This is a genomic window from Stenotrophomonas sp., assembly GCF_035634915.1.
GTDB lineage: Bacteria > Pseudomonadota > Gammaproteobacteria > Xanthomonadales > Xanthomonadaceae > Stenotrophomonas.
In genome coordinates, this window is record NZ_DASQCB010000021.1 from 214,699 (window position 1) to 237,308 (window position 22,610).

The window sequence follows — 22,610 nt, forward strand, 5'->3', positions numbered from 1 at the left end:
ATACAGGATTCGACACGAGGTTATCAGCAAATCTCATACCTCACCCTGAGCGCGGATGCCGGGGCGACTTCGCCCAGGTGACTACGATTCGTCTGACGCCTGGCTGTCGAGGCATCGGCCGACATGTAGCGCGCTGCCCCGCTATGAGCCCCTAGAGGGGTCCAATATCTTGGACAGTCGCCTGCCCCTGCCGTAGGACAGCCGCCAGCAGACGACCGCCTGCCACCGTCCTTCCTACACGGCCATTGAGCCAGGCGGCCTGCAGCCGACCGGCCACCAGAACATCCTCTGGATCAAAGCTGTCGCTTCTCCCCTTCAGTGGATCGCCAGGCGACGCCAAGCCACCAGCCAGCTGCTGCACTCGCGCGGGCTCCCCGCTGACGCTTTTGGCATATGCGGTGGCCACCATGCGCCCCGCCTGAGGTGACCACCCGCCCAGGACGAGTTCGGTTCCTATAACCGACGGAGCCATTCCGGCGTTCAGCGCGGCTTTCTCGTACGCTGGCCACACCTGGTCAACCACAAGTCCAAGCTCCCTGCCGAGCTGCTCCATGGTGAAATCCGCGCGGAAGCTGGCCTGCAGGGCCAGTTCGTAGATGCGTAGGAAGAACTGCGCGCTTCCCCGAGTCGCCAGCACCAGATTGTGCTGGGGGATCAGTAGTAGTTTGGCCCCCGCTGAGGGCGCTCCGGTGAGTGCGTCCTCGGCCAAAGTGTCGACGGCAACAAGGAGCTGGTCAGCGCGCAGCAGAACATTGAGGATGCTCAAAGCTCGGGTCCATATGGGGCCAACCCACTATTGCCGTTATTCCACTCACTGTCGATGGGAGCTCACATGGACACCCCCAGCGTTGCCGGCGCCCATGCCGGCGTTGAAGCAGAACTTGCCGCCCAACTGGGATACATCAAGGCTCTTGAGTACGGCCTCCGGGCGGCAATCGCGGCACACCCAGCAGCGGAAACAATGGCCCTACTGTGGGCACAGATGCTGCCCGAGATCTCGGATCATCATGCCTCGACTGGCCACGTTGACTTCAATGCGGCACTGCAACGTGGCCTCAGGACGATTGGGGCGCAAATCAACGAGGCGGCTGGGATCATGCCCTTCGATCCTGTCACATAGTTAGAAAGAATCCTATTTGGGACATCAGCTCTCTTCAGGCGCTGCCGAAGTCTGGCGCCAGCGCTACACTCAGCCGATCTCATCTTGCACGCCACAGATGCAGCTACCGACAAAAAAAAATCACCACTACGTGTGGGCGCACTATCTACGGCGATGGTCCTGCGATGGAAAGCGGGTCTGGTTCCCTTCACCCAGGGGAAAGATCATTTGCGATTCAGTGCAGGGGGTCGCACGCGAGCAGCACTTCTATCGCGCAAACCCGATTTCAGAACGCCAACTGAATCTACTTGAGCGAGTATTTAGTGTCCACGGGGACCACGTCCGGGAAATACATCGCCGACACCTCGAGGCTTGGCGAGATATCCAAGCAATGGAGGGAGCACTAGTCGACCAAGGCCAATGGGGACGAGATGCTGCCAAGACCCTGGAAATTCATCGAAGTAATTTCATTGAGAATCTCCACTCAGGCCACGAACTGAGAGCTAGACCAGTAATCGATGCGCTAGCAGCGCATGACTTTTCTGTGTTGAACTCTCAGGAATCACTGATCCACCTCATGAGCTTTCTCGGCCATCAGATCACGAGAACGAAGCTATTCCGTGATTCTTGCCTAGACACTCTGCGGGATACGTTCACGAAGGACCTCGCAGACGATTTTTCGAGTGCGTGGTGGTTCGTTTCCTACATGTATGGCGTCAACCTCGGGTGGCACTTCTTTGCACACCGAACCCTTGAACGACATTGCGTGCTCGTGACCGATCCAGAGCACCCCTTCATCACGTCTGACCAGCCGATACAGAACGTGCTACCCAAAATCGGTACGGCACCGCCAGAGAAGGCAGATTTCGTCTACCCCATCTGCGCAACGGTAGCGTACGCGATCTGCGACACAGATCAGTTCGCGGCAGGAGTTAACGCGGTATCACCCGACACGGTCAACCACTTAAACATGATTCAAGCCCAACGGGCTCAGAGCTACATTTTTGGAAATAGTGAGGCGATAGTCCGCACTTTCTGGAAGCATAGAGCACGCAAGGCGACGGTGACCGCAGAAAATCAACCGTAGAGCGACGCTTTCCCTCAACTTCCCGCCTAATGAATCCAGCGCTACAGATATCCTTCGATAAGGGCAGAACTACTCGATACCCATCATTTCCAGCTCCAAAAGCGTGTACTTCTCGCGGACAACCTCCCCATTCCGCCGCACCCTAACGACTCTCACCTTCGCAATCGCATCGCGATTTACAAACTCTCGATTGAATCTCAACAACTCTTCAGCCGTATACGACTTTGCAATCTTTCCACGAATTGCTACGCCGTCTGCCTGGCGGCGGAACTCAAATTGATGAGCGTCAGGCAAAGTTCCAGACAGTTGCCCATGAATGGACTCGTCGCCTTCTTCCACTGAAGTAGACTGAGCACGCTCCGCTGCACGAGAGACTGCGTCTGGGCCGAACGAGTTATCTCGATCACCAGCAACGACCCTCAGCGTAGCGCCGTTGCTTTTCATCAAATCAAAGAACTCCCTAGCAGTACTTAGGACTCGCTGATCGATATCTTCTACCGCAGTCCTATATTTTTCTTCATCGGGCTCTCCAAAGGCACTAAGCATCCTCGATGTCTCTTCGACAGCATGCTTCAATGGTGCATCAAGCATCTCTGTCTGATCGTGAATCTCCTCTAGCAGGAACCCAAATGAACCTCGAACCACATTTGTAATGTGAAGCGATGAGGCCCCCTTATTGGGCACCACACCACGCTGCCCTAGCCTCCCTGCCTCGTGGGCCATTACTTTGGCGATGATATCTTGAAACTTTGCAACGGCAGATCCACCGAATTCTGTTTCTATCCCACGAGTACCCACTACTGGGCGCCCACCAAAGAAGAGCGCAGCAGAGGCGCCCGGCAGATCAGGCTCCTCCTCCATCCTAGCCAAAGCGGCTTGCAACTCGCCCAAACGCGACTCAAGACTGAACCTCGCCATCACGTCTTCATCAGTCAGCTGATCAAGCAAAGAGGTGACTGCAGCGATATCAGCCTGCGTAAAGTCACGATCCAATTTCCTAACTCTGCTCACGGGGCTACCCCTTGACTCGCTACCAACGGCGCCGGGCCGAGAACCGCTTGCGCCGCAATGTCATCAGCAACATCTGCCAGGTCTACTTGGAGCATGCCCTTCCATACATCGTCACCACGCCTATGAGAAAACAGGCCAAGGTAATACCGGGTGAAATTCACCAACCCTATCGGACTGGCATTCATGTCGGTAAAAAAAGCATCAAGCTTGTAAGCGGCCTTGACGGCTACGCGGTCAAAAATCGCCGCATTTGCATACATTAGGTGCCGCAGTTGGGGGGCGGCCAAAGCATTCTGCGGCCGGAACAAGAAGCTCAGAAGGTCGAGGTCATTGGGCTCCTTCTGCTCCAAAAAGCTGCCATCCAACCATTGGAAGCCTTGAACGAACCCTAGCGCTCGTAGCGCGGCTCTGTGCTCCAACCAGCCACGCAGTATTTCTCTTCGGCGCTCACTATTTCCTAAGGTAGTCACCACCTCAAGCGCAGACACGACATACGGCGACATGTCTTCTGGCTGACCGCCCGGACCGTTCGCACCAACATAGGGCGGAAGTACCCCATTAATTCCAAAGGGGGGAATTGGCATAGGCCCTAAGCTCTCCAGTGTAGGCGCGGTATCCGTTCCGAGCTGAGGTCAACTATGCAGGTCTGCTCCAACTAGCCGACTTCGCCTCCCCTTTACAGTACGGCAACTTACAGTTCAACGAAAGCGGTCGCCAAACTCGGCCGTCCCTGAACAGGCAGCCGGATTGGGCACATCAGGCGGCGAACGTCGGGGACGAGCACGATCGGCTTTATGACCTGACAGAACTCAGTTGATGGGGTCTGCACGATAGGCATAGTGGCTATCCACCATGACCATGGCGGACCGCCCTACGAAGGCCACGACCAGGCCACAGGCACACGCCTCACCGACCTCACCAGGGCACCCGTCCTCATGCAGGAGGTAGTGCCAGTTGATCTTCCCGATCAGGTCCTTGGCCAGGCCGGCTCGGGTGATCAGGTCTACGTAGTCCACCTCCCCCTCTGCCGAAAGGACTTGGGGGGCATCACAAAGCAACATGGAACCGCTCCTTCTAGGGACTCCAAAGACCGGAAGTTAGGCCGACCTAAGCTGTTTGGCACGCATCGCGCGCGCGTAGAGGTGTAACTAAATTCCGAAGACCCGGCCGGCCTCGCGCGCGTGCGCGCGTACATGTCGCGAAATGGGAGGCAATCGCTGGGGCGATGGGCGCGATGGGGGCCGTATCGTAGGAGCCCGTCTACCCACCTACTTTAGGGCCTGACAAAACTGCTTCGCCCGCCAGAGGCTTGCGCGTAGAGGCGTCCAGAAACTCCCGCGCCCTAGCCGATGGGCCGACCTTGTCAAAATAACCCATTGATTTCAAAGCAAAACTCAAAATTGAGTCGCGTGAGGACTCCTGTGTCAGCACCTGACTTCCCGAAGGACAGCAGCCAGCTGACGGAGCGTCATTCGCTCCCCGCCCTTCCAGGCGTTCCTAGCCGCCTTGGCCTTTCCTTCGACGCTGCGCGGGCCGGTCGCCTGCTCCCACGGTCGCCAGTTCTGGATTGCCTGCGCCTGTCGCCGGCGCCGCTCTGGGGTCCAGCCATTGCGCATCTGAGATCTCCTCCAATAGTTCGTTCGGCCGTCTTTTGCTTTCCGCGCGCCCGGCCTCATCCGGGACCGACACGGGGCTGCCTGGGGGGTGGTTGTTCACCTGCTGGTGGCCGCCGGCAATGTTGGCCTGCTTCACGAACGCCACGGCTCTCGGGTTCTTGATCTCGGCCAGGGTCTCTAGGGTGGTCCGGCATTGGGACTGCGCCTTCAGGGCCAGCCGCATGTAGGTCTCCATGGCGCCCATATGCTCCCCCATGTTGAGGGCCGCTCGACGGCTCATCTCCAAGAAGACCGCATTCAGGGCAATGGCTTGGCTGGTCAGCAGCCCATCGGCCTGGTCGGTCTCGCCCTTGGCGGCACGCCCTACTACCGCCCGGGTCGACTTCACCAGCTCGTTCAGCTCGTTCCCGCCGGCCACCCCGGAGTGCTGCGCAAACAGCAGGCTGACGAAGGCGTTGCTGGCAATGCCCTCAGCAATCAGCCCGGCCGACTTCTCCTCCAGGGTCTGCCCCTTATCGAGAGGCACATCGAGCTTAGCCGAGCGCTGGCTGGCACCGTCGGCGGGCCGGTTCTCTTTCCTCATGGGGTTCAATTCCTCTGTGCAGGGGGGCGCCCTGCTGGTGTTACGATTTGTCGACTCAAGGAGGGGCTATGGACACCAGATGCCTGCGGAGACTCACTACTCCCGCTCTGACGGCGGCGTCCCTAGCTCTGCTATTCGCCCTCACGGGCTGCGAGCGAGACTCCTGCAAGGAATACTCTCGATTCACCTGCAAGCAGCTTGAAACTCAGACCTTCAACGTCTACTACTACGAAGGCAAGGAGCCACCTGCGGAGCCGAATGAGCTGTTCCTTGGCACGGCTGTTGGGCTCCAACAGTGCGGAGCAATTGCCTGGGATGCCGCGCAGGCTAGAAGAAGAGACAGCGCGGAGGACTGGTCTTATATCTGCTGCCTGCAGACTGACGAGTCATCATGCGCTGAGAAGCATCGATGACTGGAAAATCACGCACCCATGGAGTGATCAGATGAGCAAGGAAAAGTTCGACCTGTCCAACGTCGGCGGCCAGCCGAAGGATTGGGCTCAAAAGGATCGTGAGGCGGAAGTAGAGTTCTCAGGCTGGGAGAGCCTCAAAGTCGTCCTAACGCCGGTTGTCCGTGTCGTTGCGATTGTCGGAGGAGTTGGCTACTTCCTGTTCCGCGTTGCCAAGTACTTTGGCTAGATCCTGCAAATCCTGGTCACCCGTCTTCTGCCCTTCTTGCGCGACATAGTTGATGAACGAAGGGATCTGAGACTTAGGAAGCGTGGTGGCGTTGGCCAAGAACTTCACTGCTCGCGGATTGGTGAGCCACCGGGCAGCTGCATTTGCGCTGACGCCCGCTCCGAGGAGCAGCGCCGTTCCGCCTGTGAACATGCTTCCCACCAGCGACGCGCCATACGTCAGGCCAGCCAGACTCTTGGCGGTGCCAGGCGGGTTCTTAAAGACTCCGGCGCCCTTGTCGATCATGTCGGCCACCTTTGCGATGCGATCCACTTGCTCGCTGAAACCCTTTCCGTAGCGGTCGAACAGCGCGCGGCGGGCCTCGGTGCTGACGTTGTTCCAGTTGGTGAGGAAGGTCCGGGCACTGAACACCTCACCGGTTGCGTCTTGCGCACCTGGACTTGCTCTCCCGAGGCGCTTGATGGCGGCGGCGGTAACGGCCCGCTGACTCTCGACGGGCAGTGACTGAAGAACGGACCGCAGTGTGGAGCCACCCTCCTTGCCAGTGGCCATAAGCGACGAAAACACCTTTTCAGCGCCGCCGGCACGGTCAATCACGCTTTCAATGTCTTCAATGCGACGCATACCAGCGCGGGTGTAGGCGTTGGCCCGACTGTAGGCCGCAACGGCTTCCGGGCCAGCTTCCTGAGCGGCGACACCCAGATCTTCCGATAGAGCCGCGTATAGGGCTTTGAACTTGGACCTGGGGAAATCGGACGCTAGCCCGGCATCCTGTAGCTCTTCTCCCACCAAGGAGCGAAGCTTCTTGACGGCCTCATATGGCAGTCGGCCGCCGGCGCGTTCCGCAGCAGCAGTCAGGTCGCCAATGGTCGCTTCGATCTCTGCGGCCTGTGAAACACGGTCTCGCGCGATCTCGGTGGCCTCAGCTGCGGCCTGCTGGCCCGGAGCAACGTTTGCCTGGGCCGGTGTATACCGGCCGGGGAATCGGGGCTGCCCAGCCACGGGGAAGTACCGCTGCGCAGCATTGGCCTGGTCGTTGGCAAAGGCAGCGAACCGCCCAGCATCCTGAGAGGCAGAGTCACGCGATGCATAGAGCTGATTGACCTTGGCAACCGCCTCATCAAGCGACAACTGCTGGGGGGTGGGAATCGCCAAGTCCGCCTCAACAGCATTCCCAATTCCGGTAATGCGCCCGTTCTGGAACAGTCGAGCAGTATTCGGTGCTCCAGGAGACTTGATCGGATTACTGAGGGAGTCCAAGGTGGCGCGGGTGTTGCCCATTGCCACGCCTTGGGCGGGGGGAATCAACTCGTCAACCTTGTCGTAGAGCTGATCCTGCGTCGCCTTAAACTGGCTGCTGAAACCGCCCTCGTCGTAGATCCCACGCTTGATTGCCCGGCCTGCACGCTCGCCGCTAGCGCTACGCGAGAAGTCGTTGGCCATCTTCCCCAAGCCGCTGGATATCTCGCCCGATTGACGCTCCGCAGCCCGAGCCATGACCCCCGAACTGGTGGGACCCTGAGCCAGAAGATTCTCCAACCCCTGCACCATAGGGTTGCCCGATGCCTGACCTACGGACGGTTGCGCTCCCAGTGCGTTGAAGTCGGCCAAACGGTTCTTCATGTTCTCGCCAGATCCGCCGCGCACCACCCCGCGTAAGCCCGCTGCGCCACCCGCCGTGACGAGACCCGGCCCCAGGCCACCCGCAAGACCAGCCAGCAGCTGGTTGCCTTGCGATCCGCCAGACTCTCGGCTGATGGACGATGCGCCGGAGCCCGTGGCGGCAGAGACGGTCTGCAAGCCGGGCTGCGCCGTCAGGAAGTTCGCCAGCCTGTTCTCTACCGGAGCCACATAGCCCGGGGTGCGGATTGCGGCACCCCTACCCATGTTCGCTAGCGCATTCAGGCCAGCACCAGCGCCCAGCGTCAGGCCGGTTCCGGTCAGCGCCTCGCCAATGTCACCCAGCACGCGGTCGCCGGAGGTCTGCGCCTTGGGCAGGCCAAGCTGATCGGCCAGGGCGCCAAATTCCTCCCGGTACGGACGAACCTGCTGCGCCCCGACGGCGCGCAGGATCGGATTCACCAGCGCATAGTTGCCAGCGTCGCCGCCGACTGCGCCGATAAGGCCTCCCAGGCCCTGCAGGACGGATCGTGCGCCGAACATGGTGTCGCGCAGAGGGCCATACTCCCAGCCATCCGGGGCGGTCTGCGGCTGCTGCTGGGCCGGCGCAGCCTGCTGCGTCGCGCTCTGGCGTGTGCCTCCCACGATCTCGGCTTCAAGCGGCGCCTGCCCTGGCCAGTTCACCGTGCGACTGGTGTCGGAATCGAAGGCCTGCCGAACATAGGCATGCTCTGCCTGCGGAACGTTTGGCGCGACCACCTCGTTCCAGTACTGGTTCCGAGCCTCTTCCTGCTGCTCCGGTGCTAGCGCCTGATAGGCAGGCGAAGCCGCTACCTCAACCCATTTCTTGGCCATTAGTCAGTTCCAAAGGTTGCTGTAACTGGAGGCGGATGAGGCAGCTGCCGGAGCTCTCGCCGCTGGCGATGCGGCTGGCCGCTCTGATTGGGCGCGCTCCTCATCAGCAAGGGACTGCTGAACCGCAGAACGCCAGTTCTTGTAGTGCGTTTTTACCCGATCAAGGTTCGTTCGGATCTGGTCTTCGGACTGATTTGGATCGAGATTGGCAATCGTGGACTGCAATGCCACCAGTTCCTGCACGGCAATAGCGCCAAGCGCGCCGCCGGTGGGCGACGAATCGCGCATTTGCTGCAGCCTGTCGAAGCCGAGGTTGGCCTTGATCGTTTCCAGCTCCGCAGCCAGGTTGTAGGACGGGCTCCCTTCAACTCCACGAGAGCGCGCGCCTACGAAGCCAGTCGAGTACGGGCTCAGAAGGCCAAGAGCCTTGTCCAAAGACGTCTCGACATTCCCGGCCGAGGAAAGAGCCTGCCTGTATTGCTGGATGCGCTTGGGGCGCTGCGAGGCATCCTTCGCCTGAGCCTCCGCTGCCGCTGTGCCGGCCGCTTGGGTGATCGCCCCCTGAGTCTTGACGTCCTGCAACTGACGCTCTTGGGAAAGCCTGTTGGGGAAGTTCGCGTTTTCGACTCCGGCCTTTGCTGCCTCCGTGAGAGCCGCTTGATCCTCTGGGCTTCGGCCAACGAACGGGTTCATGGTGGGGCCACCCGGGGCATTTACCATCCGGTCGGGCATCTGTACCGACCCGCCATCGGGAACCAGACCCCACGCGGTGGGGTTTTGCATAATTGCCTCGCGAAGCCCCGGCTCGGTCACCTGGGAAACATCGACCACCTCGCCGCCCGCCCCACGGAAAATCGTGGGCTGTTGCTGGCTGGCGAATGAGCCATACCCTGATCCATCGCCAACAACCTGCGCCCCGATCTGGCGCGGGTCAACGGCGACCAGCCGCTCCAGCCCATCAGGCCCCCTCACCTTCTGATAGGTGATTGCCGCTGAGGACTCGCGGCCTGCCAAGCCGAGGTTGATCCGGCGGGCCTTCTCGCGATCCTCCGGCGAAAGACCTGCAGTCATCATCTGGAAGGACCGAACATCCGTCGGCATCTGCCCGCCGGTGCCAGCCATGTAGAGGTCATTGGCGCTTTTCATAATGACCGCCTCGGTTTCAGGGGACCACCGAGGGGCGCCAGACACCCCCATCTTCTGCAGCTCGGGGAGCATCCGGTTGTTGTACAGGCTCTCTCGGGCCTCTGGCGGCATGGTCGTAAGCAGCTTGGCCATGTTTACCATCGTGGTGGTACGGCGATCATCGTCACTTACGAACGCCTTCTGCTGCTGCTGGGCAGCCTCTAGATCGATTGCCGCCATCTGTCCCAAAAGCGAGTTCCGCTGCTCCATCGGCGCACTGTAGGAGAGGGAAGCAAGCTGGTTCAGTTGGTTGGTGTCGCGTTGCTTCTTTATCTGCTGCCCGAAGTTCAAGCCGCCCTGGAGAGATGCCAGGAGATTCTGTTGGTAGTCTGCCATTGCTAGCTCCCTCAGCCGCCGAAGCTGGATTTGCGGCCATTACCCAAGGCCAGGAAATTCTGCATGTTGTTGCCAAAACCCAGATTGGATCCTGGCGACGCGGTGACTGACTGACCCCAAGCAGACGATGGCTGCCAGCCGGACAGTCCGTTACCGCCACCACCGGCCGCCCCTGCATAGGTGCTGGCTGCCGCTGCCAAGGCATTGCCATACCCCGCCTGCGTCATCGGCCCTGCAGACGCGATCTGGGCCAGTGCGTTGCCCTTGATGCCCATGGCATTGGCGAACTGGTTGCCGTAGTTCTGTCCGAGCTGGCCCAGGTACTGGCTCTGGTTCTGACCCATGCTGGCCAGGCCCATCAGCGAGTTCCGGTAGTTGCCCAAATTCTGCGTGGCCAGCCCCGAGGACAGGGCGATGCGATCAGCGTCAGCGCCGCCGGAGTACAGGCCGCCGCGCGCCGCCGCGCTACGGTCCAGACCTGCAAGCCCCGACTGCTGGGCATACAGGTAGTCCGGCGAGTTCTCAAAGGCTGAGTAGTCGCCAGCCGCCAAGGCGTTCAGGCCGGTCAGGGCGTTGTTACCCGCCTCTAGGTACGGCATGGCCTCCTGGCGCGACTGGTCGTAAATGCCCTGCTGGGTGTCCAGCGTCTGCTGGGCTGCGCTTGCTTGGGCGCGGCCCGCCTTCTTCTGTGCGGCGCCTTGGCGATTGGCCGAATAGGCCATGCCGGCGCCGACCACTGCTGCTGCGGTGATAGCGGCCATTGTCAGAGATCCTTCGTGTAGGAGATTTCGGAGCGCGCATAGCCCATCCGCTCATACAGAGCGGCGGCTTGTGGCGGGCTGTTGGGCATATGCACCATCTGGATGCGAGCTGCGCCACGCTCGCGGCACGGGGCTTCGATCACGTCCAGCAGGCGGGCGGCCACCGACGTACCGCGCGACTCCGGGGCGACCCACCACACGATCTCAGTGGCGAACAGGTGGTCGCGGTTGAACAGGAACGGGACCAGCATCACGCCGACCATGCCAACCAGTGCGCCGTCACTCTCGGCCACGAAGAACACGTCGTTCTCGATCAGGCCAGTGGCAAGGCCGGCCACGCTGTCCTCGTCCATCTCGCACCACTGCGCGTAGTGCGTTGTCGGGTAGAAAGCTGCGGACATGCGGACGATCTCCGGCACATCGGCCAGAGTTGCTTTGCGGATCGTGGTCATCAGCCCCTCGGAGTAAAGAAGGCCACCGCAACCAGGCGGCCAGATTCGTAGTCAGTGCCGAAAGCGGCAAAAGGCCAGCGGCTGTGGAACATGGCCGATTCGTAGATCACCATGCGGCCCATCTTCATTTCCGCCAGGCCGGTCTGCTCCCAGCGATCAGCAGCGTCCCAATCACCCTCGATGGCCGCGAACAGAGCCACGTCGCCCGGATCGATGCGCGTGGCGCCAGTGGCCTTGTGCTGCCAGAACGCAGTGCCGCCCTCGCCTTCGCTCAAGTACAGCACGGCGGCGTGCGTCCCCCAGCCCATATCAGAGTGGATCGCAGCGTTGGGCAGCTCACCATCGAAGTTGAGCCGGTAGCCCATGCCCAGCATCTCCACCGGGCCAAGCTGCGCCTCGATGGCTTCCTGCAGCCCAGGAACCGGCGTCAGCGACACCCGCTTGTAGACCTCACCGTCATGGCCGGGCCAGTCCACGTACTGCGCGCGCATTGCCGCCGCCCGGACGCCCGGCGCATCGGAGATCGCATTGTCGACAATGATTGGTGGCATCAGATCTCCGTTGCCTAAGTGGCAGCCTGCATGCGTGCCGAATTCGGTTGCGAGCTTTGAGTCGCAAAAAAAAGAAGGCGGCAGCTCTCTGGGGGCTGCCGCCCGGACCCGCCCTTGGGGGGACGTGGGGCCCTACTAGGTAGGTCGGAATCCGGGTGCTTTTGACTCCCGCGTCCACTGCCGTCCACGTAGGTCTACTGCTCGCAGGCAGAGCCCATCGCGGCGGCAACTCTCCGGCTGGCGCGAGCCAGCCATTCAAGCAGGCGCCTCTCAGCCGATTGCACCTCGCGACGAAATCGCGCCTCTTGGCGGGCGTGGCCTTTGGCCGACTCCCGATAGGACTGCTGGTGGCATCCGGCTAGCAGTCTCCTAGCTGCTTCGAGTGAAGCCCAATCGGGGTGCCCGCAGGCGGTCATGTGTCGACAGACCACTGACCACTCCCTTTGGTCTCCAATCGCATACAGCATCAGCCAGGCACCTAGAGGACCGTCCAGCTGCGCGTCCGCCAATGCGTGCAGCACCAGCCTACTCGGCCCCTTGGCAGGCGCAGCTGTCAGCGAGCCTTGTGCTTTCCAGCCCCTTAGCTGGCGAGTGCGATCAGCCGCGGCCGGGGAGCGCATCACCGCCATATGGTCAAAGTCCAGCACCGCTTGGCGATCCTTCGGGCTGAATGTCTCTAGCGCTTGTTTACGAGCCGCCGCCTGCGCCGGTAGGTACTTGGATGCGGCCTGCTCAATCGAGTGCACCCGATGGATGGGCAGGTACGCGCCTTCATCCGGACAGGACTCCTCGCTGGATCTCCGCCTTGACGCGTGCCGGACTGCGGGCCGTGTGGGCACCCCGAAACCAAATGCGCCAGCGATGGCCCTCACTACCAAGTCGACAGAGTCGTCCGACAGCAGCACCAGCTCCACGTAGCGCTCATGGTCTCGGGCTGCCATAGGCGCCCTCCCTATGCCGCTGGCCGTCCGCCTGGCGAACCAGTCCCTCACGCGAACCGGTCAGTTCAATGCACCGAATTGCCCGCGAAACGGCCGCCCAGGCTCTAAGCCCTAAAGACAGTGCTTTGAAGCAGTAGAAGCGCGCTCCGCTTGGTATATATCTAGAAGGGTGTACACATAGCGACCTCGGGGCACTGTGGATAACCGCCTGACTGGCCTGCATTGCGACCTCGTAGGTCTGTATGCGGGCCAACTCGTTGGGGAATTGGCCTGCATAGCGACCACATTGGCCCACATAGCGACTAGCCATTGCGTGCCCTCCAGAGGTTCGGTGGAGTGACGGTCGCCGGCTCTAGGTGCTTCTCTGATTCATCAACCGCGTAGTACGTCAGGGCGTACAGGCTGCACATGTTCTTGCCGCCCTTTCGCGTCTCGATGATCCAGCCTGCGGCCAGTAGCTCCAGCTTCGAGCTGTGGACCGTCGCCTTGCTCTTCCATCCACGCGTGGACAGCATCGACCAAGGGATGCTCAGATCACCGTTCTTTCCTGGGCGGTATTGCCGAGCCAGCTCCAGCAGCAGCTTCACCGCATTGCCGGACAGCCTGCCGAACTCGGGCGAGTCAGAGATTCTGTGCTCGATCATGAGGAAGGGCGGCCCCTTAGAGCGCCCTTGGAGCTTCTGTCGCCGCCTGTCGATGTTCTTCTTGGGCTGTGCCGGCGCGTAGCCGGCAGCGCCCTCTACAGACCGCTGAACGCGGTCGTGGCCTGTACTGTGCATGTGCCCCCCAAGGGCGGTAGACGCGACCTCAGCCGCGCTTGGAGCGATTGGCCTTGGTGTTCGTATCTGCTTCGACGTGTCGCCAGGTCTTCCGCTTACGGATGCTTCTTATGGCCGGCGGGGTGACACCGTATCGACGCGCCCAGACATTGCTCGGAACCGTTCCAACAGTGCGGAGAACTGCTTCCACCTCCGCAACGCTGAGCTTGCAGTGGGGCGAGGGGCTGCCGTACTTGGCCATGCTCCGAACACGCTGAAGGCGCCGATTGTCCGCACCAGTCAGCAGTTGGAGGTTGTCCAGCCGGTTGTTCGACGGATTGCCATCGAGGTGATCGACCTCCATAGACCTTGGCACGGGCCCGTTCACGACCTCCCAGACAAGCCGATGGGCGTACCAAGTCGCGCAGGAGCCACCCGCCAGGCGGACAATGACCCGGATGTATCCATCTCGGCTCTTGCGGCCCATCACACGACCGCAGGCGCTCCAGAGCTCTCCTGTCGCGGGTGAAACCAAGAGTCCGCTCGGCCCGTGCAGCAACCTTTGAGTCGCTCTAGTGGCCATTGGAAGCCTCCAAGCCAATGTGCTGAGTGCGGCACCAGGTTGCCGCGTGCTGTTCGAGGAGAGGCTTGCGATCCCGGTAGGCCATGCCCTGCCCGATCCATACGGCGTTCTGCATCCGCAGCTCCTGCTGCAGCTTCAGTTGGTCAGTCGAGAGGGAGTCCTCGGACACGCCCTGGAACATGCCGGTGATGCAGTGGTTCACCAGACGATGCTCTGTCGCGTAGTCATAGCCCTTCGGGTCCTTCCCGAGGCCCACCAGCGTGTCGTGCAAGATCCGGCACATGACGGTTCCTGCGACGCGCTTTGCCATTGCCGCATCACGCCTTTCCCCATTCGACAAAAACGCAGCTGCAAGGGCGTCGGCCGCCTGCTCCTGAAACAGAATCACTCGTTCCCGGATCGCTGCCTTCACCTTGTTGGGATTGACCGTGGCCAGCCAAAACGGAAGCCTGGACAAGGGCAGCGCCTGCATCTGGCGGCCCTTGCCATCGCCAGCAACCATCCCCCTTAAGGTAGACAGTTGGCGGGCCAGCACCGGGTGGGACTTCAGCTTGTCCAGCTGCTTGGACCAGTCCAAGCCCATGGCCTCCACAATGGGTCGCATCGCCACAAAGGGCTGTCCCTGATGGAGTCGGCCGATCAGTTCGGCCCCGTGGAACTCTACGTGGACGATTCCAGTAGCCATTAGGTCGCCCTCCCTTCTTCGCAGCGGGAGTCGATCCAGCTCTGCACAGCCTCCGAGTCCCAGGCGGACAGACGGGCAGCTACGCGGATGGGCCCGGGGAACTGGCCTTCCTTCGCCATCTTGTAGATGAGGGAGCGGGATATACCGCAGGCCGCGACTACCTCGGGTAGGCGCATCAAGGTCCGCCCCCTGGCAGCCACTCGGCCGGCTCGGATAGCATCGGAAGTCATGGGGTGACCTCCTTGTGCAGTGCCCATGCCCGGCGAGCGGTATCAGGCACCCGGTACTCGGTCAGGGAGTAGGAACCGTATTTGTCGCGCCTGCGGACGCTGACGGCCAGCAGGAGCCCGCGCTCAATCAGGCCTACAGCGTCCTTGCGGGCCGGCTTGGCCTCGGCGTGAGGGTGATCGGCGGTCCAGCCTCCAAAGTCCAGCAGACGGCGTTGATCGGCGCTCAGGTCGGAGAAGTTGAATCCAGTCATTGACGCCCCTCCGACGAGGGGGCGCCAAGGATCAGCGCGCGAATATCCTCAGCACGCCATGCCGTCGCCCTGCTTCCAATCTTGAACGGCTGAGGGTAGCGACCCGAACGGACCCCAGACCACCAGGTAGACCGTGAAACCGGATAGACCCGAAGTACGTCGGGGAGCCGCATGAACCCAGTTGCCGGAAGATCACCCGTTGCACTTGCTTGCATGTCTCTGCCCTGCACCGGACCGAAATGGCCGGTTTCGGACAGATTGGGACACCGCAATTCTCTAGGTAATTGAGAAAAAGCAGGCTATTACTTCAAAGATAGAGAGGGGATGAAACCTGCCTTTTCCCTCTCTCTTTCTTCACCTGCGCATACTTAGCCAAGTCATTGGTCGTCATGTCTGACACGTCGAAGTACAGACCCGCTAGAACAAGAACGAGCGACCTCATTGGCCTCCCATGCCTGCGGTACAAATGTTCGGTCACCTCTCTTAGGAAGAAGAGCTTGTGCGCGCTGGAAGCATTGGGGTTGCCAACATCCTTAGGCAGCTCGGCTGTCTCTTCTGCAATCTGAGCGAAGCTTTCGAACGCGTCGGGCAACGCGCCGAGCATCCCCCGCCCTCGACCGTCAATCAGCTTCAGCCTTCGGCGTGCTCGCCAAAAATCATTCTGAGTCGCAGGATGGCTCAGCTCCGCAGCAATCAACCTAGCTGCGTCTGCAATGATCTTTGCCTTGCGCCTCCTCTCGGACTGCGTGATGGCGACTAGATCAAAACGACGAATCGCCAAGTCTGCCGCCTCAAAGATTCTGCACAGGTCCTCTAAAGCGAGACCCTGAGGGAAGTTTGTGGACAAAGCACTCGCCACAGCATCCTCCCTTCCCAATGCGAATAGCCGATTCAGGACACGGAGAGACCCAGCCCAGTTGAACGGGGGGAGGTGATCCCAAGTGCCGGCTCCGATGGGCGCTGGCGGTGGCAAGTACCTGTCCACCATGAGCTCGAAGCTGTACCACTCCGCTGCGCGTAAGCCCAACACCCAGCGCTGTGCGCCTTGCGTTTGCTTTTTCATTCGGGCCTCCAATACCCGGTTGCAGGGTCAATGCCCTGGAGCCACAGCGATCTCATTCTAGGGAGAACGGTGGCCGCGATTTTGAATCAGGAATCGCACCATTGATCGAGCCAAGCCTGCGGATGGCATATTCCTCCACAGTCATGCTGGACAAGTCCCTGAGCGCAGCTTCGATCTGCTGCATTTCGAACTTTGGCGACTTCTCTAGCGACACGATACCCGACCGAATGACGTCCATCAGCTTGGATCCGCGACCAAAGAACCCCTCAATGATCCCACGTTGACCGTCGGTCAAAGATCCACCGTGAGCCTCAATTGCTGATGCCACGGTGTCGGCCAGCTGCACACTTGCCGCCATGCCAATCCGGCTTGAAGCTTCCTCCAGAGCCTGTACAAAGGCTATCGCGCAGACCCTTCCAACCTCACGGCCCATGAGGTAACCCTGGACCTCCGGCATCCGCCAGTAGTCCCCCGTCTTGGCGTGGCTCTGGCGGTAGAAAGGCAAGCGCTGGATTGGGTTCGCACGTGTCCGATTGAACCGGATTGGTCGCTTGAAACGGCCTTTGTTACTGACCATGGTTGCCCTCCTGGCTATCCGTGAAACGCTTCATGACAGTGGCGACGTCCTTCTCCCACTGGCGAATCCAAGCCCGCGCCCTTCGCCTCGCCGTAGCAACGGAGATTGGCTTTCCTGCTTTAGCTGCCTCTCGCTGCTGGGACTTGGTGACGCGTTCGATGTTGCGCTGAGCAACGGCCTTCGCTTCAGCAGCAGCTTTCCTGGCCTCCGCCTGCTTCTCCCGCTTTAGGCGCGCCTGCGCTTTCTTCGCCCTCGCTTCCGATGCCCTGCGGTCGGCCTCAATGACTGACTTCGGCAGACCCAAAGGAAGCATTCCGTCCGTGTCCGAGACTGCGGTCGAGTACCAATGGACGCCGCCACGCTCATGATGCGTGGTGTCCTCGAAGAGCTCCGGCCAGCCCAGTTCGGTCGGCTCATCTTCCAGTGGGCGCCAGCCCAGCTCCTTGCCTCTCGTGAGCAACGAGACCGCAGATACCGCCTCAGTCACTACTTCACCATCCTCACCGTAGTAGCAGAGCCGGAACTTCTGATCGAGTCGGGCAGCAAGCCAGTCGATGCTGCAAAGGTGATGGCCGAGCAGTGTCCTAATCGGAATTCCACCAGCTATTAGCGCCTCAAGAGGATCCCGCACCTGGCCGCGGCCAGTGGGCATATCGAGGGCGCATCCCACCTGCTTGTCCGAAGCGCTCATTAGTCCACCCTCGATGCACGGCGGAGAGCTTGGGCCTGCTCCAGAAGGTGGTCGAGAACAGCAAGGTCATCGAACGTGGGCGTCAGCTGGTTCTCCATGCAAGTCCTGAAGAAGGACCGCACGAAGCTGACGTAGACGCTGGCGTCACCGAGTGCATGCAGCGTGTCGATGCCGGCGCAGATCTTGTAGGTGGGCGCGTTGTCCTGCACCGGAATCGCGCCATACGCAGCTTCAATGGTGACTTCAGAAGCAGACATGGATCACCCCCAGGCACGCAGTGATTGACGCAGGAGAAGTAGCGGCCGATGCCAGAGCGACGACAAACAGCGCCGTGCAGAGCTTGTAGGTATTTGCGTCGTCGTTGAGGGCGAGCCAGCGGTGGACTCGGACGAACGTGGTGGGGCGAATAGCCCGCGTAGTGACTGACGGCCGGATTTCGGCCGAGCGCGCCCGTTCAGGCGCAACAGGTACAATGTTGCAATCCATGATCGACTCTCCAATAGTCGGTTGTGGTAGGCCGAGCTAGGGGTTCCAGCCCCTTCCTCGGCCGCTTTGTTTATGCGGCCCTGCTTCTTGCTATGGCCCTCCTTAGAGGCCTATGTGGTGGTTAGGCGCGCTTGGCCTTGAAGGCCAGCACGTTCGGTTCTGCAACGCGCAGCTGGTCGAGATAGTCAGACCAGGCCTGCATCATCTTCCGGCGTTCCGGCAGGTGGGTTGCCCGGTTATAGGCCCGCCCGAGCGGATCCTTCACGGCATGCGCCAACTGATGCTCGATGTAGTCCGGGCGGTAGCCAAGAACCTCGTCCAGCACCGTTCTAGCCATTGCGCGGAAGCCGTGGCCGACCATCGTGTCTGAGTCGAAGCCAAGATTTCGGAGCGCTGCGTTCATCGTGTTCTCGCTCATCGGCTTGAGCGCACTGCGCACGCCAGGGAAGACGAACTCGCTCCGCTTCGTATACGGGTAAAGCTCCTGCAGGACTTCGACGGCCTGGTCGGACAACGGGACGATGTGCGGGGTTTTGGTCTTGCTGGTGACGTAGCGCCACTCCGCTGCATCCAGATTGATATCGGCCCACTTCGCTTGGCGCAGCTCGCCCGGACGAACGAACAGCATAGGGGCCAGCTTCAGGGCCGCCTGAGTGACCAGTGCTCCCTGATAGCCCCACAGCGCGCGCAAGAGATCGCCGATGACGGCGGGGTCGGTCACGCTCGCAAAGTGCTTCGTCTGCGGCTGCTCGAGCGCCCCTGTTAGATCCTGGGCCGGATTCCTATCAGCACGACCGGTGGCGATGGCATAGCGGAAGATTCGGCCGGCATGGGCCCGGGCGCGATGGGCAGTCTCGACTACGCCCCTCTGTTCCAGCTTCCTGAGTGCAGCTAGCAGAACCGGAGCAGTAATGTCCCCGATAGGCAGATCCGCCAGCCCGGCCAGATCCTTCTCGATCAGCCTGCGCTCCCGCACGACCGACCCGGGAGACAGCCCCTCCTTGGTGCGCTTTGCCAGCAGCTCAAGGCCGATGGCACTGAAGGTGTTGGCGGACCGCTCGCCGTGTGCGGCCTTCTCCACCCGAGCCACCTGAGCAGGATTTGCCCCGCCGCGCAGCAATGAGCGCAGACGGTCGCGCTCGACGCGAGCAGCCTGCAGCGACATTGAGGGGTACTCATCAAGCGTGACGATGCTGGCCTTGCCCAGGTAGCGATAGCGGTAACGCCAGACCTTGGCTCCCGATGGACGCACTTCGATGCACAAGCCGTTGGCATCAGCCACACGGAAGGGACTGGCCTTCGGCTTGAGCGAGCGCAACTTGGTGTCGGTCAGCATGTGAGTCGAGCGCCTGTGAGTCGTCTAGGGGCGTCTAGCCCGCTGACACACAGCCTGACTCACTTTTTTCGTGGATGCAAGTGGATGCCACTGGACACCGCTGGACGCAAAAACTACTCCAAATCCAGCACCACTAGGCTTCGTAAGACGTCCTTGGACTCCGATGGACGTCAATGTGGTGGGCCCACCAGGATTCGAACCTGGAACCAAAGGATTATGAGTCCTCTGCTCTAACCGTTGAGCTATAGGCCCTGCGCAGCGCCACAGTGTAGTGGAGCGCGCCCCCGCCCGGCTACTCAGGCATCACGGCCAGTGCCTTGGCCACCTGCTCCAGCCGCATCTCGGCAATCTCCGCGAAGTGCTGCATCTGCCGCAGATGCGCCTGAAACAGGGCTACCGTCCGCCGGGCCCCTTCAAGCCCTGGCTGATTGCCGCCACCAAAGCCCTCAACCAGTCCCGAGCCCGGGAGCGTCAGCAATGCATACGTCGTGCGCCGTGCAAACCCCAGCCGATCCTCGCGCTCATCCTGCAACACCTCATCCCAGTCCATCAACGGCGCGAAATCACAGTCGTCCGCCAGCTCTCTTCCATCAGAAGCGGCACCAGCTATCGCCTTCAGTCCCATCTCGCTCTCCTACGATTCGTCGAACCTCTTCCGCCTCCTGTTGAGAGAGGCGACCGGGCGCTTCAACACGGTCGTAGGGCCGCCCGCAGCTTTCCTCCTTGCGGAGTCTTGTATGGCTACGCGCCACCCGGCCAGAAACCTTGGTGCTCACCGGGATGGCGAGTGATACGGCTTGACCTTGGACTGCCTGCTATTGCATCAGACATTCCGCCTACAAAGGTGTGTTGAGCACCTGCGAAGGACTGTGCAGAAGCGAAGGTAGATGGCTCAATTGCTGATTGCGACACGCCTTGGAGTGCCCGGCACGTCCCGAAGATCCAACGCATTGAAGGGATTGGGAATTTGGCTGAGCCGGCGCGTTGTGCATGAGAATCCTGCGATCAGATTCCAACAATCCTCAAAGCCAAGTACGTCACAGGGCGCAGCGCCGAGGCACTAAGAGCGATTCAATCATTGGAAACGCGGGGAGATGCGTCATCCGAAATCACCCAAACCGCGCCGCCATCGCCCTTACCCGCTCGGCATTCGTCGCCGCCAGCGCGCGCAGTCCATCCGACCCCACCCGCGCATCCCCCGCAACGCGCCCCCAGAACTCGCTCGCCAGCGGTGCCGCCCAGCGCAGATGCTCCAGCTCGCCGCTCTCACGCGGCGCAACCGCCTCCAGCACCACATCCTGCCGCAACACACCCAACCGCGACGGTGCCAACGACATCGGCAGCATGTCGTAGGCCGGCGCCAGCGGCAGCGCGCCGCGATCAACGAGGCGGAAACCGATGTTGCCCTGGTGCATGTCGCTGTTGCCGATCAACCGGCCAAACGCATGCAGCCGCGCCATCGCCTGCACGGTATCGGCAGACAACGAGCCCAGCGCCTGCAGCTGCGCGCCCGCACGCGGCCACTCCGCCGTCGCCTCGCCCGTAAACGCGGCCGAAAGCGACAGCAGCGAAACAAAGCCCCGCCGCCCCAGCACATCGGCGCTGCGGTCGAAGCGCGTCACTTCCAGGAAAGTATGCGTGGGCGTCTGCAGCAGCTCGCTGCGGGCGCCCTCCACGCCGGCGTCGCGCAGGGTTTCCAGCGCGAGGTGCTCGCACACCAGCAGATCGGCCCAGCGCTGCGCAGCCTCGCCACCATCGGGCTGGGCGAACTTCACGATCACGGCGCGGCGCCCCCCTTCGCTTTCCACAGTGGCGGTGAACTTGGGCTGCTCGCCTCCAGGCGAAGAACCCACGTCTTCGCCAGCCAGCGCGGCACGCGCGCGTTGCGGGTACTGCTGCTGGCGGTCACGTGCAGCCACGCGGTCAGGCGGTGCATCCAGCGCAGCCAGGGCCGCTTGTACGGCCTCGCCGCCCAGCAGCAGATCGCCGGTCTCGGTGCCGCCGCCATGTACCAGCGCCACCAGCACGTCGTCGCGCTGCCAGCGCGTGAGATCCGAAGGCAGTCCAAGCCCGCGCGCGCGGCCATGCGCGAAGCTGCGGCCGAGGAAGCCCTGCGGGCGCAGGTCGTCGAGGTACCACGGCAGGCCCGGAAAGAAGGCGGCAATATCGCCCTCGGGCGCGCGCAGCAGGTTGGGACGCGCGCGGCTGGCGTCCACGTGGAAGGTGTCGCCACTGAGCGCGATCAGTCGGCCCAGCTCTTCCAGTGTGGCGTCTTCGCGCAGGCGGTAGAGCGGCCATTCGCTGCCCACGCGGGAGGGCTGGCGCAGGGCATAGGCCGTGGCGCGGGTCTGGCCCAGGCGCACGACCTGATCGCCACTGGCCGAGACCAGGCGGCTGAGGGTCATGCGGTTCACGCCCAGGTGCTCGGCCAGCGCCGCTGCGGGCTGTGGCTGGCCGGGGGGAAGCTGGGCGATCAGATCTTCGGGGTGCAGGAGCGCGCGGCGGGCCATGGCAGGGCCTACGGGACGAATAGTGTTACGTATTTATCGCAAAACAATGCGGCCTGCAAGCAAGAGGAAACTTCAAAGCTATTGTTTTACATGGATTTCTACAAATCCTGCAGGTGCAGACATCAGAAATAGTGTTACGTAAAAATTACGAATATCACATGAAATTCAACGGGCACGGCCCGGCGCGACCAAAGAAAAACCCCGCCGAAGCGGGGCTTTTCTCTCAACAGAAGCAGCTGCCGATCATGGGCTCGGCACTACCTGGATATCAGTCGATATCCAGGAAGCTGCGCAGCTGTTCCGAGCGGCTCGGGTGACGCAGCTTGCGCAGGGCCTTCGCTTCGATCTGGCGGATGCGCTCGCGGGTCACGTCGAACTGCTTGCCGACCTCTTCCAGCGTGTGGTCGGTGTTCATGTCGATGCCGAAGCGCATGCGCAGCACCTTGGCTTCCCTCGGGGTGAGGCCGGCCAGCACGTCGCGCACGGTTTCAGACAGATTGATGTTGGTGGTGTTCTCGATCGGGGACTCCACGTTGGTGTCCTCGATGAAGTCGCCCAGATGGGAATCCTCGTCGTCGCCGATCGGGGTTTCCATCGAGATCGGCTCCTTGGCGATCTTCATCACCTTGCGGATCTTGTCTTCCGGCATGTCCATTTCCTTGGCCAGCTCCTCCGGCGTGGCCTCGCGGCCGTACTGCTGGAGC

Annotated in this window: 26 protein-coding genes and 1 tRNA gene; 2 read left to right on the top strand and 25 right to left on the bottom strand. The window is 61.4% G+C overall.

Annotation, left to right across the window (positions count from 1 at the left end):
• Positions 1 to 151 precede the first annotated feature (151 nt).
• Positions 152 to 766: a hypothetical protein gene (locus VER16_RS17200; protein ID WP_324810065.1), complete on the bottom strand. Its 615-nt coding sequence runs from the start codon at positions 764 to 766 to the stop codon at positions 152 to 154.
• A gap of 66 nt (positions 767 to 832) precedes the next feature.
• Between VER16_RS17200 and VER16_RS17205 the strand changes: the two genes are divergently transcribed.
• Complete coding sequence (locus VER16_RS17205; RefSeq protein ID WP_324810067.1) at positions 833 to 1,120, top strand: hypothetical protein; 288 nt, start codon at positions 833 to 835, stop codon at positions 1,118 to 1,120.
• A gap of 97 nt (positions 1,121 to 1,217) precedes the next feature.
• Complete coding sequence (locus tag VER16_RS19435) at positions 1,218 to 2,186, top strand: DUF4238 domain-containing protein (RefSeq protein WP_414716068.1); 969 nt, start codon at positions 1,218 to 1,220, stop codon at positions 2,184 to 2,186.
• Between the two features lie 69 nt (positions 2,187 to 2,255).
• Here VER16_RS19435 and VER16_RS17210 read toward each other — a convergent pair whose 3' ends face one another.
• From VER16_RS17210 to VER16_RS17315, 24 genes are all read right to left on the bottom strand, one after another.
• Positions 2,256 to 3,197, bottom strand: coding sequence for a hypothetical protein (locus VER16_RS17210; protein WP_324810069.1), 942 nt, complete (start codon positions 3,195 to 3,197; stop codon positions 2,256 to 2,258).
• Complete coding sequence (locus VER16_RS17215) at positions 3,194 to 3,781, bottom strand: DUF6932 family protein (protein WP_324810071.1); 588 nt, start codon at positions 3,779 to 3,781, stop codon at positions 3,194 to 3,196. The genes VER16_RS17210 and VER16_RS17215 overlap by 4 nt, the downstream gene beginning before the upstream one ends.
• A 225-nt stretch (positions 3,782 to 4,006) precedes the next feature.
• Entirely contained in the window at positions 4,007 to 4,258 is a 252-nt protein-coding gene (locus VER16_RS17220) for a hypothetical protein (protein ID WP_324810074.1), read from the bottom strand.
• A 436-nt stretch (positions 4,259 to 4,694) separates the two neighbouring features.
• Positions 4,695 to 5,396 (bottom strand): hypothetical protein, encoded by a 702-nt coding sequence (locus VER16_RS17225; protein ID WP_324810076.1) that lies wholly within the window; start codon positions 5,394 to 5,396, stop codon positions 4,695 to 4,697.
• 558 nt (positions 5,397 to 5,954) lie between these two features.
• Positions 5,955 to 8,510, bottom strand: a complete 2,556-nt coding sequence (locus VER16_RS17230) for a hypothetical protein (RefSeq protein WP_324810078.1) — start codon at positions 8,508 to 8,510, stop codon at positions 5,955 to 5,957.
• 3 nt (positions 8,511 to 8,513) lie between these two features.
• The gene (locus VER16_RS17235) at positions 8,514 to 10,031 is read right to left on the bottom strand and encodes a hypothetical protein (RefSeq protein ID WP_324810080.1); all 1,518 of its coding nucleotides are present in this window, start codon (positions 10,029 to 10,031) and stop codon (positions 8,514 to 8,516) included.
• A gap of 11 nt (positions 10,032 to 10,042) precedes the next feature.
• Positions 10,043 to 10,792 carry a hypothetical protein gene (locus tag VER16_RS17240; protein WP_324810082.1) on the bottom strand — a complete coding sequence of 250 codons (750 nt, stop codon included), beginning with the start codon at positions 10,790 to 10,792 and terminating at the stop codon, positions 10,043 to 10,045.
• Between the two features lie 2 nt (positions 10,793 to 10,794).
• Positions 10,795 to 11,244, bottom strand: a complete 450-nt coding sequence (locus tag VER16_RS17245) for a GNAT family N-acetyltransferase (protein ID WP_324810084.1) — start codon at positions 11,242 to 11,244, stop codon at positions 10,795 to 10,797.
• Positions 11,244 to 11,795 (bottom strand): DUF6445 family protein, encoded by a 552-nt coding sequence (locus tag VER16_RS17250; protein WP_324810086.1) that lies wholly within the window; start codon positions 11,793 to 11,795, stop codon positions 11,244 to 11,246. The genes VER16_RS17245 and VER16_RS17250 overlap by 1 nt, the downstream gene beginning before the upstream one ends.
• A 1,243-nt stretch (positions 11,796 to 13,038) precedes the next feature.
• Positions 13,039 to 13,515 (bottom strand): hypothetical protein, encoded by a 477-nt coding sequence (locus tag VER16_RS17255; protein ID WP_324810088.1) that lies wholly within the window; start codon positions 13,513 to 13,515, stop codon positions 13,039 to 13,041.
• A 28-nt stretch (positions 13,516 to 13,543) separates the two neighbouring features.
• A complete protein-coding gene (locus VER16_RS19440; protein ID WP_414716066.1) occupies positions 13,544 to 14,077 on the bottom strand; it encodes an HNH endonuclease signature motif containing protein in 534 nt (177 codons plus the stop codon).
• Complete coding sequence (locus tag VER16_RS17260; protein WP_049419486.1) at positions 14,067 to 14,762, bottom strand: phage antirepressor N-terminal domain-containing protein; 696 nt, start codon at positions 14,760 to 14,762, stop codon at positions 14,067 to 14,069. The genes VER16_RS19440 and VER16_RS17260 overlap by 11 nt, the downstream gene beginning before the upstream one ends.
• Positions 14,762 to 15,019: a helix-turn-helix transcriptional regulator gene (locus tag VER16_RS19445; protein ID WP_080354608.1), complete on the bottom strand. Its 258-nt coding sequence runs from the start codon at positions 15,017 to 15,019 to the stop codon at positions 14,762 to 14,764. Before VER16_RS19445 ends, VER16_RS17260 begins: the two co-directional genes overlap by 1 nt.
• A complete protein-coding gene (locus VER16_RS17265) occupies positions 14,989 to 15,243 on the bottom strand; it encodes a hypothetical protein (RefSeq protein ID WP_049419488.1) in 255 nt (84 codons plus the stop codon). The genes VER16_RS19445 and VER16_RS17265 overlap by 31 nt, the downstream gene beginning before the upstream one ends.
• Entirely contained in the window at positions 15,240 to 15,458 is a 219-nt protein-coding gene (locus VER16_RS17270; RefSeq protein ID WP_080354609.1) for a helix-turn-helix transcriptional regulator, read from the bottom strand. The genes VER16_RS17265 and VER16_RS17270 overlap by 4 nt, the downstream gene beginning before the upstream one ends.
• A 92-nt stretch (positions 15,459 to 15,550) precedes the next feature.
• Positions 15,551 to 16,306 carry a hypothetical protein gene (locus tag VER16_RS17275; protein WP_049419489.1) on the bottom strand — a complete coding sequence of 252 codons (756 nt, stop codon included), beginning with the start codon at positions 16,304 to 16,306 and terminating at the stop codon, positions 15,551 to 15,553.
• A 52-nt stretch (positions 16,307 to 16,358) separates the two neighbouring features.
• Entirely contained in the window at positions 16,359 to 16,883 is a 525-nt protein-coding gene (locus VER16_RS17280; protein WP_324810092.1) for a hypothetical protein, read from the bottom strand.
• The gene (locus VER16_RS17285; RefSeq protein WP_324810096.1) at positions 16,873 to 17,574 is read right to left on the bottom strand and encodes a hypothetical protein; all 702 of its coding nucleotides are present in this window, start codon (positions 17,572 to 17,574) and stop codon (positions 16,873 to 16,875) included. The genes VER16_RS17280 and VER16_RS17285 overlap by 11 nt, the downstream gene beginning before the upstream one ends.
• Positions 17,574 to 17,831, bottom strand: coding sequence for a hypothetical protein (locus VER16_RS17290; protein WP_324810097.1), 258 nt, complete (start codon positions 17,829 to 17,831; stop codon positions 17,574 to 17,576). Before VER16_RS17290 ends, VER16_RS17285 begins: the two co-directional genes overlap by 1 nt.
• A gap of 350 nt (positions 17,832 to 18,181) precedes the next feature.
• Positions 18,182 to 19,396, bottom strand: coding sequence for a tyrosine-type recombinase/integrase (locus VER16_RS17295; protein WP_324810099.1), 1,215 nt, complete (start codon positions 19,394 to 19,396; stop codon positions 18,182 to 18,184).
• Positions 19,397 to 19,572: 176 nt separating this feature from the next.
• Positions 19,573 to 19,648: transfer RNA gene (locus VER16_RS17300), tRNA-Ile, on the bottom strand.
• Between the two features lie 40 nt (positions 19,649 to 19,688).
• Positions 19,689 to 20,021, bottom strand: coding sequence for a hypothetical protein (locus VER16_RS17305; protein ID WP_324810101.1), 333 nt, complete (start codon positions 20,019 to 20,021; stop codon positions 19,689 to 19,691).
• Positions 20,022 to 20,505: 484 nt separating this feature from the next.
• A complete protein-coding gene (yjjJ, locus tag VER16_RS17310; protein ID WP_324810103.1) occupies positions 20,506 to 21,906 on the bottom strand; it encodes a type II toxin-antitoxin system HipA family toxin YjjJ in 1,401 nt (466 codons plus the stop codon).
• A 268-nt stretch (positions 21,907 to 22,174) separates the two neighbouring features.
• Positions 22,175 to 22,610: sigma-70 family RNA polymerase sigma factor (locus tag VER16_RS17315; protein WP_324810105.1), on the bottom strand; the 436-nt coding region annotated here is incomplete at its 5' end.